Source organism: Couchioplanes azureus (assembly GCF_014648355.1).
Classification (GTDB): Bacteria; Actinomycetota; Actinomycetes; order Mycobacteriales; family Micromonosporaceae; genus Actinoplanes; species Actinoplanes azureus.
The window spans coordinates 47,288-62,115 of sequence record NZ_BMQY01000010.1; the positions used below are offsets into that span (position 1 = coordinate 47,288).

Annotated in this window: 13 protein-coding genes; 9 read left to right on the top strand and 4 right to left on the bottom strand. The window is 73.8% G+C overall.

Annotated elements, in window-relative coordinates; translation table 11 throughout:
* Positions 1-61: 61 nt before the first annotated feature.
* A complete protein-coding gene (locus IEY99_RS28060) occupies positions 62-304 on the bottom strand; it encodes a hypothetical protein (protein ID WP_189207285.1) in 243 nt (80 codons plus the stop codon).
* Positions 305-531: 227 nt separating this feature from the next.
* Between IEY99_RS28060 and IEY99_RS28065 the strand changes: the two genes are divergently transcribed.
* The 6 genes from IEY99_RS28065 (at position 532) to IEY99_RS28090 (ending at position 7,026) form a co-directional block, all read left to right on the top strand.
* The gene (locus IEY99_RS28065; RefSeq protein ID WP_189207092.1) at positions 532-1,728 is read left to right on the top strand and encodes a PucR family transcriptional regulator; all 1,197 of its coding nucleotides are present in this window, start codon (positions 532-534) and stop codon (positions 1,726-1,728) included.
* A 164-nt stretch (positions 1,729-1,892) separates the two neighbouring features.
* The gene (locus IEY99_RS28070; protein ID WP_189207093.1) at positions 1,893-3,065 is read left to right on the top strand and encodes an acyltransferase domain-containing protein; all 1,173 of its coding nucleotides are present in this window, start codon (positions 1,893-1,895) and stop codon (positions 3,063-3,065) included.
* 31 nt (positions 3,066-3,096) lie between these two features.
* Positions 3,097-4,047, top strand: coding sequence for a beta-ketoacyl-ACP synthase III (locus IEY99_RS28075; protein ID WP_189207094.1), 951 nt, complete (start codon positions 3,097-3,099; stop codon positions 4,045-4,047).
* 57 nt (positions 4,048-4,104) lie between these two features.
* On the top strand, positions 4,105-4,347 hold the full coding sequence (locus IEY99_RS28080) for an acyl carrier protein (protein WP_023359558.1): 243 nt from the start codon (positions 4,105-4,107) through the stop codon (positions 4,345-4,347).
* 1 nt (position 4,348) lies between these two features.
* Positions 4,349-5,575: a beta-ketoacyl-ACP synthase II gene (fabF, locus tag IEY99_RS28085; protein WP_189207095.1), complete on the top strand. Its 1,227-nt coding sequence runs from the start codon at positions 4,349-4,351 to the stop codon at positions 5,573-5,575.
* A gap of 26 nt (positions 5,576-5,601) precedes the next feature.
* On the top strand, positions 5,602-7,026 hold the full coding sequence (locus IEY99_RS28090; RefSeq protein ID WP_189207096.1) for an acyl-CoA carboxylase subunit beta: 1,425 nt from the start codon (positions 5,602-5,604) through the stop codon (positions 7,024-7,026).
* Between the two features lie 47 nt (positions 7,027-7,073).
* Here the strand turns inward: IEY99_RS28090 and IEY99_RS28095 are convergent, their stop codons facing one another.
* Together IEY99_RS28095 and IEY99_RS28100 are read right to left on the bottom strand one after the other, a co-directional pair.
* Positions 7,074-8,807, bottom strand: a complete 1,734-nt coding sequence (locus IEY99_RS28095; RefSeq protein ID WP_189207097.1) for a glycoside hydrolase family 3 protein — start codon at positions 8,805-8,807, stop codon at positions 7,074-7,076.
* A gap of 120 nt (positions 8,808-8,927) precedes the next feature.
* Positions 8,928-9,419 (bottom strand): DUF3145 domain-containing protein, encoded by a 492-nt coding sequence (locus IEY99_RS28100; RefSeq protein WP_189207098.1) that lies wholly within the window; start codon positions 9,417-9,419, stop codon positions 8,928-8,930.
* Positions 9,420-9,662: 243 nt separating this feature from the next.
* Here IEY99_RS28100 and IEY99_RS28105 point away from each other — a divergent pair, with 243 nt between their 5' ends.
* Entirely contained in the window at positions 9,663-9,992 is a 330-nt protein-coding gene (locus IEY99_RS28105; protein WP_189207099.1) for a hypothetical protein, read from the top strand.
* A gap of 350 nt (positions 9,993-10,342) precedes the next feature.
* Here IEY99_RS28105 and IEY99_RS28110 read toward each other — a convergent pair whose 3' ends face one another.
* Complete coding sequence (locus IEY99_RS28110; RefSeq protein WP_229799346.1) at positions 10,343-10,894, bottom strand: carbonic anhydrase; 552 nt, start codon at positions 10,892-10,894, stop codon at positions 10,343-10,345.
* Between the two features lie 479 nt (positions 10,895-11,373).
* Between IEY99_RS28110 and IEY99_RS28115 the strand changes: the two genes are divergently transcribed.
* Together IEY99_RS28115 and IEY99_RS28120 are read left to right on the top strand one after the other, a co-directional pair.
* Positions 11,374-12,327 (top strand): alpha/beta fold hydrolase, encoded by a 954-nt coding sequence (locus IEY99_RS28115; protein WP_189207100.1) that lies wholly within the window; start codon positions 11,374-11,376, stop codon positions 12,325-12,327.
* A 211-nt stretch (positions 12,328-12,538) separates the two neighbouring features.
* The gene (locus IEY99_RS28120; RefSeq protein ID WP_189207260.1) at positions 12,539-14,701 is read left to right on the top strand and encodes a HelD family protein; all 2,163 of its coding nucleotides are present in this window, start codon (positions 12,539-12,541) and stop codon (positions 14,699-14,701) included.
* Positions 14,702-14,828: the final 127 nt, after the last annotated feature.

The following is a 14,828-nucleotide window of genomic DNA, read 5'->3' on the forward strand; positions in this document are numbered from 1 at the left end:
CAGTCACCCCACCGGGTGAGCACCCGGCGGCCGACCCACGGCCGGGCAGCCGGGCGAATTCTCAGCACCAGCGGCCGGGCGGGCGGCCGCGGCCTGCCGCGCGGCGCCGGGGGCGCACGGCGCCGTGCAGGTGGGCTCCCGCCCAGCCGCGCAGCTCCGACCGGCAGCCGACGCGGTGCGGGACCTCGTCCGCCGGCTCCTCGCCGGCCGGCGCCACGGCGAGCACGGCAGCGTCGGGCGCGGCGGACTGCTTCTCCTCCGAGTCGTGCTCCGTGTCGGGGCGTCCGCCCTCGTGGTCCGTCACTTCCGCCTCCTTCCGCCGGTCGCCGGTATCCGGTCTGATCGGCACCGCGCCGCCCGGGTTGACCCTCTGCGGGCCGCCGGTCCGCGCGGTGCTAGGACGACACCATGCCAGGTCACCGACTGGAACTGGGGGCAAGGCGCACCGCTATTACGGACAAAGTGCCCAAAAGGTGCGACAATGTGGTCCGCGACACCCCCGGCGCACCGGGCCCCTGACATGCTGGGCGGGTGGCAGAGCGCGACAGGTCCGGGGGTACGGCCAAGCGCCCGCCCCTGGCCGCCACCCTGCGCCGGGTCGAACGCAGCGCCGGCGCCCTGGCCTCGGCGAGCGTGGCCCGGATGGACGAGACGCTGCCGTGGTTCCGGGCGCTCCCGGCCGACCAGCGCTCCTCGATCATGCTCGTCGCCCAGGCCGGCGTGCGGTCCCTGGTCGAGTGGCTGCGCTCGGGCGGCACGGCGGCCGGCACCCAGGAGATCTCCGACGAGGTCTTCGCCGCGGCGCCGCGCGCGCTGGCCCGCTCGATCACGCTGACCCAGACCGTGCAGCTCATCAAGGTCACCATCGACGTCGCCGAGTCGCAGGTCGCCCACCTGGCCGCGGCCGGCGAGGAGGACGCCCTCACCGAGGCCATCCTCAAGTTCTCCCGGGAGATCGCGTTCTCCGCCGCCCGGGTGTACGCCCGCGCCGCCGAGTCGCGCGGCGCGTGGGACGCCCGGCTGCAGGCCCTGCTCGTCGACGCCCTGCTGCGCGGCGACTCCTCCGACGTGCTGGCCAGCCGGGCGGCGGCGCTGGGCTGGGCGGACGCCCCGCCGGTCGCGGTCGTGGTGGGGCGGTCCCCCGGCGGCGACCACACCGCCGTGCTGCACACCGTCTACCGGGCCGCCCGGCGCGCCCGGGTGGAGGTCATCGGCGGCGTGCACGGCGACCGGCTGGTGGTGGTGATGGGCGGCGCCACGGATCCGATGGCCATCGCCAGACAGCTCGCCGCCGCCTTCGGGGAGGGACCGGTCGTCGTCGGGCCCGCCGTACCGTCGCTGGATCACGCCACCGAGTCGGCGCGCGCGGCCCTCGCGGGTTTCCGGGCCGCGCCCGCGTGGCCCGGCGCGCCCAACCCGGTGGCCGCGGAGGCCCTGCTGCCCGAGCGGGCCCTGGCCGGCGACTCCGAGGCGCGCCGGGCGCTGCGGCACGACGCGTACGGGGCCCTGGCGCGCGCCGGCGGCGGCCTGCTCGAAACCCTCGACGCGTTCTTCGCCGCGGGTGGCGTCCTGGAGAGCGCGGCACGGGAGCTCTTCGTGCATCCGAACACTGTGCGATACCGGCTCAAGCGGGTCGCCGAAGTAACCGGATTGTCCCCTTTGGACGGCCGGGACGCGTTCGCGCTGCGGATGGCGCTCACCATCGGCCGGCTCGATCCTGCGAGCTAAATCACCCCAACGATCGATGGGTCGGTCGGTGACGACAGCCCGGGAAAAACACCACCCAAGGGACAAATCAGGGGGTGGTTTGTAGGATCCCCACAACGCGAGTCGTAGGGTTTGGTCTCCCGCGGCAACCGCGGAACCCACTCGCATCCGGAAGAGTCGAGGTCGTGCTCGCCGTACTCTCGCCCGGCCAGGGCTCCCAGAAGCCCGGCTTCCTCTCCCCTTGGCTCGAACTCCCCGGCGCCGAGGCGCGCCTCAAGTGGTGGTCCGCCCTCGCCGGCCTCGACCTGATCCACCTCGGCACCCAGGCCGACGCCGACGAGATCAAGGACACCGCACGCACCCAGCCCCTGCTCGTCGCCGCCGCCCTGCTCGCCGGCGAGCACCTTCCGCTGTACGACGTCGGCCTGGTCGCCGGCCACAGCGTCGGCGAGCTCGGCGCCGCCGCGCTCGCCGGGGTACTGCCCGCCGAGGCGGCGATCACCCTCGCCGGCGTCCGCGGCCGCGAGATGGCCGCCGCCTGCGCGCTCGAACCGACCGGCATGAGCGCCGTGCTCGGCGGCGACGCCGAGACCGTGGTCGCCGCGATCGAGCAGCACGGCCTCTACCCGGCCAACCGCAACGGCGCCGGCCAGATCGTCGCCGCGGGCGCCGTCGACGCGCTCGCCAAGTTCGCCGCCGAGCCGCCCGAGGGCGCCCGGGTGCGGGCGCTGGCCGTCGCCGGCGCGTTCCACACCCCGTACATGGCCCCGGCCGAGCAGGCGCTGGCCGCCGTGGCCGGCGGCGTCACCGTGGCCGACCCCGGCCGCATCCTGCTGTCGAACCTGGACGGCGCCGCCGTCGTCCGCGGCCGCGAGATGGTGCAGCGCCTGGTCCGGCAGGTGACCGCGCCGGTGCGCTGGGACCTGGTCATGCGGACCCTGCGCGACCTCGGGGTCACCGGCATCGTCGAGCTGCCGCCCGCCGGCACCCTGGCCGGCCTGGTGAAGCGGGAGCTCAAGGGCGAGCACGCGCCGGAGATCGTCACCCTCAACACCCCGGACGACCTCCCCGCCGCGCGGGACCTCATCGCCCGGCACGGCATGGTGCCCAGCCTCGAACCGACGCCGGTGTTCCGCGTGGTCGTGGCCAGCAGCGCCGGCACGTTCCAGCCGGCCGAGGGCCTCGACGAGGGCGCGGCCGTCCGCAGCGGCCAGGTGATCGGCAGCGTGGTGACCCGGCAGGGCCCGGTCGAGGTCAGCGCCCACGCCGCCGGCGTGCTGACCGAGTGGCTCGCCCACCACGACGACCCGGTGGCCCCCGGCCAGCCGGTCGCCCGCATCGGCGGGCACCAGGAGTGACCCCGCCAATCGCGGCCGAAGGAGGAGCACCATGACAGCGGGTTCCCGCATTGTCGCGATGGGCCACTACCAGCCCTCGCGTGTCGTCACCAACGACGACCTCGCCACGATCGTCGACACCAACGACGAGTGGATCCGCGACCGGGTCGGCATCGCCGAGCGCCGGATCGCGGACTCCGAGTCGGTCGCCGACATGGCCACCTTCGCCGCGGAGAAGGCGCTCGCGAGCTCCGGGCTGACCGCCGCCGACATCGACTCGGTCATCGTCGCCACCTGCTCCTCCGTCGACCGCTGTCCGAACGTCGCGACCCGGGTCGCGGCCCGGCTCGGCATCACCGCGCCGGCCGCGTACGACCTCAACACCGCCTGCTCCGGGTTCTCGTACGGGCTGGCCTCCGCCGACCACGCGATCCGCGCCGGCGCCACCCGTAACGCCATCGTGATCGGCGCCGAGAAGCTGTCCGACCTGATCGACTGGAGCGACCGCAGCACCGCCGTCCTGTTCGGCGACGCTGCCGGCGCCGCGGTGGTCACCGGCGTCGCCGACGGCGAGCAGGCCGGCATCGGCCCGGTGCTCTGGGGCTCGGCCCCGGAGAAGGGCGACGTGCTGCGCATCGAGGGCTGGCGGCCGTACATCCAGCAGGAGGGCCAGAGCGTCTTCCGCTGGGCCACCACCGCGCTCGCCCCGTTCGCGCTGCAGACCCTCGAGCGGGCCGGGGTCAAGCCCGAGGAGCTGGCGGCGTTCGTGCCGCACCAGGCCAACACCCGCATCATCGACGGCATCGTCAAGCGCCTGGGCCTGGGCCCGGACGTGGTCGTCGCCAAGGATCTCGTCGAGTCCGGCAACACCTCCGCGGCGAGCATGCCGCTGGCCCTGTCCAAGCTGATCGAGCGCCGCGAGGTGCCCTCGGGCGCCCCGGTGCTGCTGTTCGGCTTCGGCGGCGGCCTCACCTACGCCGGGCAGGTCGTCCGCTGCCCCTGAGCAGCGGTCCGGCCGTCCGTCGAGTTCTCACCCACCATCGAGAGGAACCACCGAACAATGGCTACCCGCGCTGAGATCACCTCCGGCCTCGCCGAGATCCTGGAGGAGGTCGCCGGGGTGAACCCGGACGACGTCGCCGAGGAGAAGTCCTTCACCGACGACCTGGACGTGGACTCGCTCTCCATGGTCGAGGTCGTGGTGGCCGCCGAGGAGAAGTTCGGCGTCAAGATCCCCGACAACGAGGTGCAGAACCTCAAGACCGTCGGCGACGCCGTCTCCTTCATCGAGGCGAACCACTGACATGAGCTCCACAGACGTCGTCGTCACCGGGCTCGGCGCGACGACCCCGCTCGGCGGGGACGTCGCGTCCACCTGGGACGCCATGCTCAACGGCCGCTCCGGGGTGGGTGCGCTCACCCAGGAGTGGGCCGGGCAGTTGCCCGTACGCATCGCCGCCGCGCTCGCCGTCGACCCCTCCGAGGTGCTGGAGCGGGTGCGGCTGCGCAAGCTCGACCGCTCCGAGGCGATCGCCCTCATCGCCGCGCACCAGGCCTGGGCCGATGCCGGCCTGGCCGACTCCGGTCTCGACCCCGAGCGGCTCGCCGTCAGCTTCGGCAGCGGCATCGGCGGCGCCACCACCCTGCTCGACCAGGACGACATCCTGGAGGCCTCCGGGCCGCGCCGGGTCAGTCCGCACACCGTGCCGATGCTCATGCCCAACGGCCCCGCCGCCTGGGTCGGCATCGAGCTCGGCGCGCAGGCCGGCGTGCACTCCATGGCCAGCGCCTGCGCCACCGGCGCGGAAGCGATGGCGCTGGGTCTCGACCTGATCCGCTCCGGCCGGGCCGACGTGGTCGTGGCAGGTGGCACCGAGGCGGTCATCCACCCGCTGCCCATCGCCGGCTTCGCCTCGATGCGCGCCATGTCGACGCGCAACGACGACCCGGAACGGGCCTCGCGCCCCTGGGACAAGGGCCGCGACGGCTTCGTGCTGGGCGAGGGCGCGGGCGCGCTCGTGCTCGAGCGCGCCGACCACGCCGCCGCGCGCGGCGCCACCGTGTACGCCCGCCTCGCCGGCGCCGGCATCACCTCGGACGGCTTCGACATCGTCCAGCCGCACCCGGAGTGCCTCGGCGGTATCCGCGCGATGACCAGGGCGATCCGCGACGCCGGGCTCACCGGCGCCGACATCGCGCACGTCAACGCCCACGCCACCTCGACCCCGGTCGGTGACATGGGCGAGATCAAGGGCATCCGGGCCGCGGTCGGCGACCACCCGGTGCTCACCTCCACCAAGTCGATGTCCGGTCACCTGCTCGGTGCCGCGGGCGCGCTCGAGTCGATCGCCACCATCCTGGCGATCCGCGACGGCGTCGTCCCGCCGACGATCAACCTGGATGACCCGGACGACCGGCTCGACCTCGACGTGGCCGCGCACAAGGCGCGCCCGCTCGAGATCGGTGCCGCGATGAACAACTCGTTCGGCTTCGGCGGCCACAACGTGGCGCTCGTCTTCACCCGCGCGTGACCCCTCATCCCAGCTTGGAGAACGCCGTGACCACGACCTCAACCCCGGCCGACGCGACCGTCGTCGACCACCGCGACCCGGAGGCGCGCCTGCGCGCGCTCTTCGACAGCGGCTCCCTGCGCCTGCTCGCGCCCAAGGACGACTCGGGCGTGCTGTACGCACGCGGCGAGGTCGACGGCACGCCGGCGATCGCCTTCGCCACCGACGCCACCCGCCAGGGCGGCGCGATGGGCATGGAGGGCTGCCGGCACGTCGTCGACGCCATCGACACCGCGGTCCGCGAGCGGGTGCCGGTGCTCGGGCTCTGGCACTCCGGCGGCGCCCGCCTCGCCGAGGGCGTGGTCGCCCTCGACGGCGTCGGCCAGGTGTTCGCGGCGATGGTGCGGGCCTCCGGGCGCGTACCGCAGATCTCCGTGGTGCTCGGCCCGGCGGCCGGCGGTGCCGCGTACGGCCCGGCGCTGACCGACATCGTGATCATGAGCAAGGGCGGCCGGATCTTCGTGACCGGCCCCGAGGTGGTCCGCAGCGTCACCGGTGAGCAGGTCGACATGGAGCGGCTGGGCGGCCCGGAGCCGCACGGCCGCCGCTCCGGCGTCGTGCACATCACCACCAAGGACGACGCGGCCGCCCTCGAGCAGGCGCGCAAGCTCACCGTCCTGCTCGGCCACCAGGGCCGGCTCACCCCGGCGGACGTCCCCGACGGCGCCGACGAGGGCCACGACCTGGGTGCCGCGATGCCCTCCGAGGCCAACCGGGCGTACGACGTCAAGCCGGTGGTCAAGGCGCTGCTCGACGAGCCGGGCGTGGAGCTGCACGGCAAGTGGGCGCCGAACGTCGTCACGACCCTGGGCCGGTTCGCCGGGCGTACGGTCGGCGTGATCGCCAACAACCCGCTGCGCCTCGGCGGCTGCCTCGACGCGTCCAGCGCCGAGAAGGCGGCCCGGTTCGTGCGGATGTGCGACTCGCTCGGCGTGCCGCTGATCGTGCTGGTCGACGTGCCCGGCTACCTGCCCGGCCTGGGCCAGGAGTGGGACGGCGTCGTGCGCCGCGGCGCGAAGCTGCTGCACGCGTTCGCCGAGGCCGTCGTCCCGCGGGTCACCCTGGTGACGCGCAAGGCGTACGGCGGCGCGTACATCGCGATGAACTCCCGCTCGCTCGGCGCGACCGCGGTCTTCGCCTGGCCCAGCGCGGAGGTGGCGGTCATGGGCGCGAGCGCGGCCGTGAACATCCTGCACCGCAAGAAGCTGGCGGCGGCGCCGCACGAGGAGCGCGACGCGCTGCGCGAGCAGCTGATCCAGGAGCAGATCGCCACGGCGGGCGGGGTCAACCGCGCGCTGGAGATCGGCGTCGTGGACGACGTCATCAAGCCGGAGGAGACCCGCCGCCGGCTGGCCGAGGCGCTGGCCGCCGCCCCGGCCGCGCGCGGCGCGCACGGCAACATCCCGCTCTGACGAAACACGGCGAAAGGGGCGCTCCCGGCGGGAGCGCCCCTTTCGTCCTATCCGCAGGCGCTGCGCGGCAGTCCCTTGACCGGAACCGGCGACCTGCCCGGCGCCTTCGCCTTGCCGGCGATCACCGCCGCCAGCGCGGTCAACGAGGCCCGGCTCGACGAGTACGTGGCCACGAGCACCGGCGAGCGCGCCGCGGCCAGCAGGTACGGGGTGTCCATCACCACGGTGGCCTCCGCCCCGCTGCTGAGGTCGGCGGCGCTGTCCCCGTACCCGACGAGGTGGACGACCTTGCCACCCGCTTCCTGGACCGGCACGCCGGCCTGGCGCAGCGCGTCGGCGAGAGCGACCCGCGCGCTCTCCCGGCCGCCGGAGGCGGTGACGGTGACCGGGCCGCCGACCAGCGGACCGGTGCAGCGCCCCTTGAGGACGGTGACGGCCGCGGCGCTCACCTCGGCGACCGCCTGCCGATGCGCGGGCGATTCGAGAACGGACAGGGCGGGCTGCGCCACAGCGGTGCGGAACTTCAGGGTGAGGATGCGGGTGACCGCCTCGACCAGCCGCTCCCGCTTCAGCTCCCCGCTGCGCAGCCCCGCCAGGATGCCGTCCCGCGCGGCGGCGATGTCGGGCGGCATGAGCAGGATGTCGTTGCCCGCGTTCAGGGCCCGCACCGCGGCCGTGCCGGGCGGCAGCTTCATCGCCGGCGCCATGTTCATCGCGTCGGTGATCGCCACCCCGCCGAACCGCAGCCGGCCGCGCAGCACATCCGTCATGATCTTGCGCGAGAACGTCGCCGCGACACCCTTGTCGAGGCCCCGCACGTCCAGGTGACCGGACATGACCGCATCCGCGCCCGCGGCGATGCCCGCCTCGAACGGCGGACGGTCCGCCTTCTCCCAGGCCGCCGGGCTCTGCCCCACGACCGGAAGCTCGTCGTGGCTGTCGCCGGTGGTGTGGCCGTGCCCCGGGAAATGCTTCAGCGTGGCGGACACCCCGGCGGCCCGCAGACCGCGCACGGCCGCCCCCACCTGAGCACCGTTGGCGACCGGATCGGCACCGTACGCGCGGGAGCCGATGACCGAACTGCCCGCCGGGCCCAGCGTGTCGGCGACCGGGGCGAAGTCGAGGTTCACGCCCATCGCGGCGAGCTCGGTGCCGGCGGCGCGCCAGGCGGCCTCCGTGAGAGCGGGACGCCCGGCGGCACCGAACGCCATCGCCGACGGCAGCTGGGTGGTGCCGGTCTTGATCCGGGTGACCACCCCGAACTCCTGGTCCGTGCCGATCAGCAGCGGCGCTCCCCCGGGCAGCTTCCGCGCGGCTTCCTGCAGGCCGTCGGTGAGCGCGCGCACCTGCTGCGGGGTGTCGACATTGGTCGCCGGGTTGGTGGCACCGGTCGGATCACCCGGCACGAAACCGACGAGGATCAGGCCGCCGAGGTGGAACTTCGCGACCATCTGGGCGGGGGTGTCCACACCGGCCAGCCGCTGGTTTCCGGCCGTGGCCGCGGCATCGACCCGGTCGGCGCGGTCACCGTACGCATAGGGCATCAGCACCTGGCCCGCGAGCTGGACGTCGCTCAGGGTCCTGACCGTCTCCCGCGCGCGGACGGCCGGATCGGAGACGGGCACCACGCTGGCGGGCACGCTCGGGGATGCCGGAGCGGGGGCGGACGCGGCCGCCGGGTCGGCCTGAGGCTGCGCGGGCGGGTCACTGCCGCAGGCGGCCAGGACCAATCCGACGGGTACGGCCACAGCAACGCGAAACGCCCTATTCACGCTCGCCATTGGACCAGCTCCGCCCGGACATCGACAAACCGGCCACGCGGCCCGGCCGTCGCCCACCCTACGTCGCGCCCCGAGGTTCCCGGCAAGCCACCGGGTGTCCGGCGGCTCCGGGCCCTTCGGTCAGCCGACTCGGGTGAGGAGGGTGACCGGGGCGCCGTCGCCGGCGTAGCGGTAGGGCTCCAGCTCGGCGTCCCAGGCGGTGCCCAGCGCCTTGTCCAGGGCGTGCGACAGCGCCTCCGGGGCACGCGCCGAGGCCATGATCGCGCGGAGGCGGTCCTCGCCGATCTGGATGTCGCCGGAGGCGCCGATCGTGCCGCGGAACAGGCCGCGGCCCGGGACGTGCATGAAGCGTTCCCCGTCCATGCCGGGACTCGGCTCCTCGGTGACCTCGAAACGGATCATGGGCCACTGCCGGAGGGCAGCAGCCAGCTCGGCGCCAGTGCCGGGCCTTCCGGTCCAGCTGCACTCGGACCGCCGCATGCCGGGATCGACCGGCTGCGCAGTCCAGTGCAAGGTGACCGGCGCGGTCAGGACGCGCGCGATCGCCCACTCGACGTGCTGGCACACGGCGAGTGGGGTCGAGTGGACGTATACGACGCCACACGTTGGCACGGTGACCTCCCGGAGACCGAGGTGCGTCTTCCCCTACGACCTCGACCGCGGTTGATCGTGCTCCATGATGCCGGGTGGTACGGATGGTGCGCCAGAGAAACCGCAATATCGACATGTGAATGGCCGTAGTGGCACACCTGACCTAACGGACCAGCCCGCTCCCGCGGTGCGGCCCAGAGACGGTCGTGTAAGATTGCTCCGGCGTTTTATGCCGACACCCGTTCTTTCCCAAGGAGTACCGCCGTGGCGAGCAACACCTCAAAGACCGCCCGCGCATCCGTCCGCGCCGGCCAGGCAGGCCAGGGTGGCGCCCTCAGCGTGCTCGGTGAGTTCAAGTACCTCATCCCGCTGGCGAACGGCCGGTTCGCGTACGTGCGCAACCTGACCAACGGCAGGACCGCGCACCTCAAGACCGACTCGGACGCGTTCATCGAGGAGATCCGCTCCCTCGCCGCGGCGGGCCACGGCGCCAAGATCCGCGCGGAGCTGCAGAGCTACGAGCAGAACTTCCCGGAGCACGGCTGGGCCGCCACCGAGAAGCGCCTCGTCGACGCGGGCGTCTTCGAGGGCTGAGCCTGTCCTCGAAGGCTGGCTCTCTCTTCTGCCGGGCCTCTCGTCGAAGGCCGGTCATCTCTTCTCGGAGGCTGAGTTCTTCTCCGAGGGGATGAGCCGCGCTTCGAGGGGATGAGCCGCACAGGCTTCCAGGCGCTCCCCGGGCATGATGCCCGGGGAGCGCCTTTTGGCATTCGCCAGGCCAGGAACGACCTACGGGCGCAACCCGGCATAACGGCTCAAAGCGCACCGACGAGGCGCTCCCGGGCCTTCCGGCGACCGAGTAGCAGCTCCCGGCCCGCCCAGAGATCAGGTCGGCCCGCTCGGGCCGGCCCGAGGCACCGGCCCGCCGCTCGACGTCGGGGCGCGGATCAGGTCAGCAGCTCGACCCGGCCGGTGTCCAGGTCGTAGACCGCTCCGGCGATGCTCACCGTGCCCGCGGCCACCGACTCCGGGACTCCTGCCACGTCGCGCATGCGGCGTACGGTGCGGACCACGTGTGCCCGCATGGCCTTCGCCGTCACGTCGGGGTCGTCGAGGCCTACGCCGCGCACCGCCGGGGCGATCTCGTCGACCAGGTAGCCCACGTCGCCGTCCGGGCGGGAGCCGGTGCGCAGGGCGGAGACCGTCGCGTCCACCGCGCCGCAGCGGACGTGGCCGAGGACCATGATCAGCGGCACCTTCAGGGCGGAGACCGCGAAGCCGACCGAGCCCAGCACCGCGCGGTCGACGACGTGGCCGCCGGAGCGGATCACGCAGATCGAGCCGAAGGTCTGGTCGAAGATGGCCTCGAGCGGGACCCGGGAGTCGATGCAGCCCACCACGACCGCGTGCGGAAGCTGACCGATGGAGGCGGCCGCGGCCGCGGACACGTCATGACCGTGCTCCGGACGGCCGGTGACGAAGCGGCGATTGCCGGCCATCAGCTCCGCCAGGGCGTCGGCCGGCCGGGTGATCCGGACAGGCGCCGGCTCGGCGGAAGCGGACCACCCTCCAGGCGTGCGCACCCCCGCAGGACCGGCCCCGCCGCCCATAGCCAGCGAAACGGGCGCGGCCGGCAAAACAGGCGCGGCCGGAGAGACCGGCGCGGCGGAGGAAACCCACGGGCCCGGTGCGGCCGGCGCGGTCGCGTCCGGCGCGGTCGTCGAGTCGGTGGGCGCGATCACGGCCTGCGGCAGCGGCCGGGGTGCGGGGGCTGGAGCAGGGGTAGGACCCGACATGACACCGATTCTTCCCGAGACCCGGCCGGCCGGCAGACGGTCGGAGGCACATCCCGATTTCCGGCGACAGCCTCCTGTCGACTTCCCGAAACATTTTCGTTCTCTGGTGGCAATTTTGTGCGGGGCGCGTGATGATTGTTACCCGTGGGTACTGCGGGGCCGTGCGATACACGGAGGTGCCCATGCCCGAACGTTCGGAGTTCGCTCTCGCCGACGGCGTACGGCTGCATGTCGAGACGTCCGGTCCAGTCGACGCGCCGGTGACCGTCGTCTTCCTGCACGGCTGGTGTCTGGATCGGCGCACGTGGCACTACCAGCTGCGGGCCCTCGAGGGCACGAACACCAGAGTCGTCGCGTACGACGCCCGCGGGCACGGCCGGTCCAGCACCACGCGGCTGCGCTCGGCCACGCTGCGACAGCTCGGCGACGACCTCGCGGAGGTGATCGACGCGTATGCCCCAGCCGGCCCGGTCGTGCTGGCCGGGCACTCGATGGGCGGCATGACGATCATGGAGTACGCGGACTCGTACCCGCGGGAGTTCGCCGAGCGGATCGCCGGGTTGCTGTTCGTCTCCACCACCGCCGAGGGCGCCACCCACACCTGTTACGGCCTGCCGACCTCGCTGACCCCGTTCCTGCGGGCGGCGGAGCAGACCGGCGCCGCCGCCCTGGCCCGCCTCGGCGCGTGGCGCCCGCACCGGGCCATGCTGCCCGCCCTGCGGCCCGGGGTGCGCTGGCTGCTCTTCGGTGAGGAACACGAGCCGGGCGACCTGGAGCTGACCATGTCGGCGGTGGGCCGGGCCTCGCTGCGGTCGATCGGCGGCTTCCGGGCCTCGGTCGGCGCCCAGCAGCGCCTGCACACGCTCGCCGCCCTGGGCGACGTGCCGGCGGCGGCCCTGGTCGGCGACAAGGACCGGCTGACCCCGCCCGCCTGCGCGGAGTCGATCGCCCAGGCGCTGACCGGCACCGAGCTCACCGTCTGTCCGGGCGCCGGGCACATGCTGATGATGGAACGCCCGGGCCAGGTCACGGCGGCCCTGAACGCCGTCGTCGCCAAGGCGGCCCGGAGCACCCGCGCGGAGCGCCACCGCCGCGGCGTCCGGCTCCGCCGGGCCGGCTACGACCAGGCCGCCTGACCGCGAAATACGCCCGATCGCGCCGCTGGAGCAGGGAGGATGAACGGATGCCCGCGAGCGGACGGCATCGGTTCCCGGCGGGCGGACCGCGCGGGAACGGGCGTGCCGCCGTCGACTGCGGGTACGGGCAGGAGTAAGTTCGATTGCCCCCTTCGCCCGGCTGGACGTAGGGCGGCAGCCAGCCGATCCACAAGCGGGGAGCATGACCGACTTGAGCGACGCCCACGTCCTGCAGCAGGAGATCGCCGTCGAGCAGGAGCACGTCGACCGGGTGTACGCCCGCCTCGCCGAGCTCCGCCGGGACGCGTCCCGCGCCGAGAAGGAGGGCTACCAGCTCGCCGGGGTCGGCACGTTCGGCGCCCTGGTCGAGCGCGACGCGATGGTCTTCCACGCGGCGCGGCGCCGGCACGCCCTCGACACCGAGTACGAGGGCCTGGTCTTCGGGCGCCTCGACATGAAGGCCGTCGACGCCAAGCCCGGCGCGGTGCACTACGTGGGCCGGATGGGCATCCGCGACGAGGACTCCCAGTCGCTGGTGGTCGACTGGCGCGCGCCGGCCGCGGCCGCGTTCTACCGGGCCACGCCCGCCGATCCGCTGGGCGTGGTGCGGCGCCGGATGATCCAGTCGGTGCGGGAGCGGGTCACCGGCATCGAGGACGACCTGCTCGACCCGGAGGCGGCGCCCGCCGACCTGCGGGTGGTCGGCGACGGCGCGCTGCTGGCCAGCCTCTCCAAGGCCACCGGCCGCGGCATGCGCGACATCGTCGCGACCATCCAGCGTGAACAGGACGAGGCGATCCGCTCGCCCGCGTCCGGCGTGACGATCGTGACCGGCGGTCCGGGCACGGGCAAGACCGCGGTCGCGCTGCACCGCGCGGCGTACCTGCTGTATTCCGACCGCAGCCGCTTCGCCGGCGGCGGGATCCTCGTGGTCGGCCCGTCCGGGGTCTTCGTCGACTACATCGCCACGGTGCTGCCGTCGCTCGGCGAGGAGACCGCGACGCTGCGCTCGCTCGGCTCCCTGGTCCCGGGCTACGACACCGGCCGGGTCGACCCGACGGCGGTCGCGGCGGTCAAGGGTTCGCTGCGGATGCGCCGGGTCCTCGAACGCGCCTCGCACGACGCGGTGCCCGGCGGCCCGACCGAGCTGCGCCTGCTCTACCGCGGCACGCTGCTGCGCCTCGACGCGGGCGAGCTGGACCGGATCCGACGCAAGGCGCTGCCGCGCGGCGCCCGCCGCAACGAGGTCCGCGGCACCGGCTTCGACCGGGTGTTCGACGCGCTCTGGGCGCAGGCCCGCCAGGCGATCCGCAACCTGCCGGAGAAGCGGGAGTTCGAGGCGGAGCTCGCCGACCGCGCCGACTTCCGGGACTTCCTGCGCGCGTGGTGGCCGCGGTTCACGCCGATGCGGGTGCTGCGGTGGCTGGCCGATCCGGGCCGGCTGCGGTCGTACGCGAACGGGCTGTTGTCGAAGGAGGAGATCGCGCTGCTGCAGGGGTCGTTCGACGGTCTCGCCGAGCACGGCCCCACGATCGCCGACGTGGCGCTGCTCGACGAGCTCGACGAGCTGATGGGGCGTCCCCGCAAGCCGCAGCAGAAGACCAAGAACCCGTTCCACGTGCGCGACGGCATCCAGGAGGTCAGCACGTACGCCGACCGCCAGGCCGCCGCCCGCGCGCAGGCCGTGCGGCGCGACGAGGACTACCGCGACTACGCCCACGTGGTGGTGGACGAGGCGCAGGACGTGTCCCCGATGCAGTGGCGGATGATCGGCCGCCGCGGCGCGTACGCGTCCTGGACGATCGTCGGCGACCCGGCGCAGACGGCCTGGCCGGGCGATGTCGCGGAGCTGGACCGGGCCCGCGACCGGGCCCTGGGCTCCCGCAAGCGCAACACCTACGCGCTGACCACGAACTACCGCAACTCCTCGGAGATCTTCGCGGTGGCGGCCCGGGTGATCCGCACGATCATGCCGGATCTGCCGCTCCCCCGGGCGGTGCGCAGCACGGGCGTGGAACCGGTCGACCAGATCGTCGCGGCGGCGGACCTGCCGGCCGTCGCCCGGCACGCGGTGGAGAAGCACCTGGCCGACGTCGACGGCACCATCGGGGTGATCACGCCGGTGCCGAGACGCGGCGAGATGGCGGCGTGGGTGGCCGGCCTGCCGGAACGGGTGCGGGTGGTGACCGCGCTCGAGGCCAAGGGCATGGAGTACGACGCGGTGGTGCTGGTGGAACCCGCCGAGATCGCCACGGACGCCAGCGGGATCCGCACGCTGTATGTGGCCTTGTCCCGCGCGACGCAGCGACTCACGACCATCGGCACGGTGGAGTGGGAGTCCCTGGCCGGAGCAAGATCAGATTCACGGGCCTGATGTCGCAGGTCCGTGCGTGGTGCGGACCGTCGCTCCCGCCGAGGCCGGGCCCGGAGATCCATTCGCCTGGCGGCTCATGAGCGGATCCCCGGACCCTTCGTCGTGCGGAAGTGGGCGACCCGGCTCG

What these genes read in the sequence shown, in the direction of transcription:
- IEY99_RS28095 (WP_189207097.1), bottom strand. Translation starts at nt 8,807, where the DNA reads ATGGCGAGCGTGAATAGGGCGTTTCGCGTTGCTGTGGCCGTACCCGTC.
- IEY99_RS28075 (WP_189207094.1), top strand. Translation starts at nt 3,097, where the DNA reads ATGACAGCGGGTTCCCGCATTGTCGCGATGGGCCACTACCAGCCCTCG.
- fabF (WP_189207095.1), top strand. Translation starts at nt 4,349, where the DNA reads ATGAGCTCCACAGACGTCGTCGTCACCGGGCTCGGCGCGACGACCCCG.
- IEY99_RS28110 (WP_229799346.1), bottom strand. Translation starts at nt 10,894, where the DNA reads ATGGCCGGCAATCGCCGCTTCGTCACCGGCCGTCCGGAGCACGGTCAT.
- IEY99_RS28080 (WP_023359558.1), top strand. Translation starts at nt 4,105, where the DNA reads ATGGCTACCCGCGCTGAGATCACCTCCGGCCTCGCCGAGATCCTGGAG.
- IEY99_RS28115 (WP_189207100.1), top strand. Translation starts at nt 11,374, where the DNA reads ATGCCCGAACGTTCGGAGTTCGCTCTCGCCGACGGCGTACGGCTGCAT.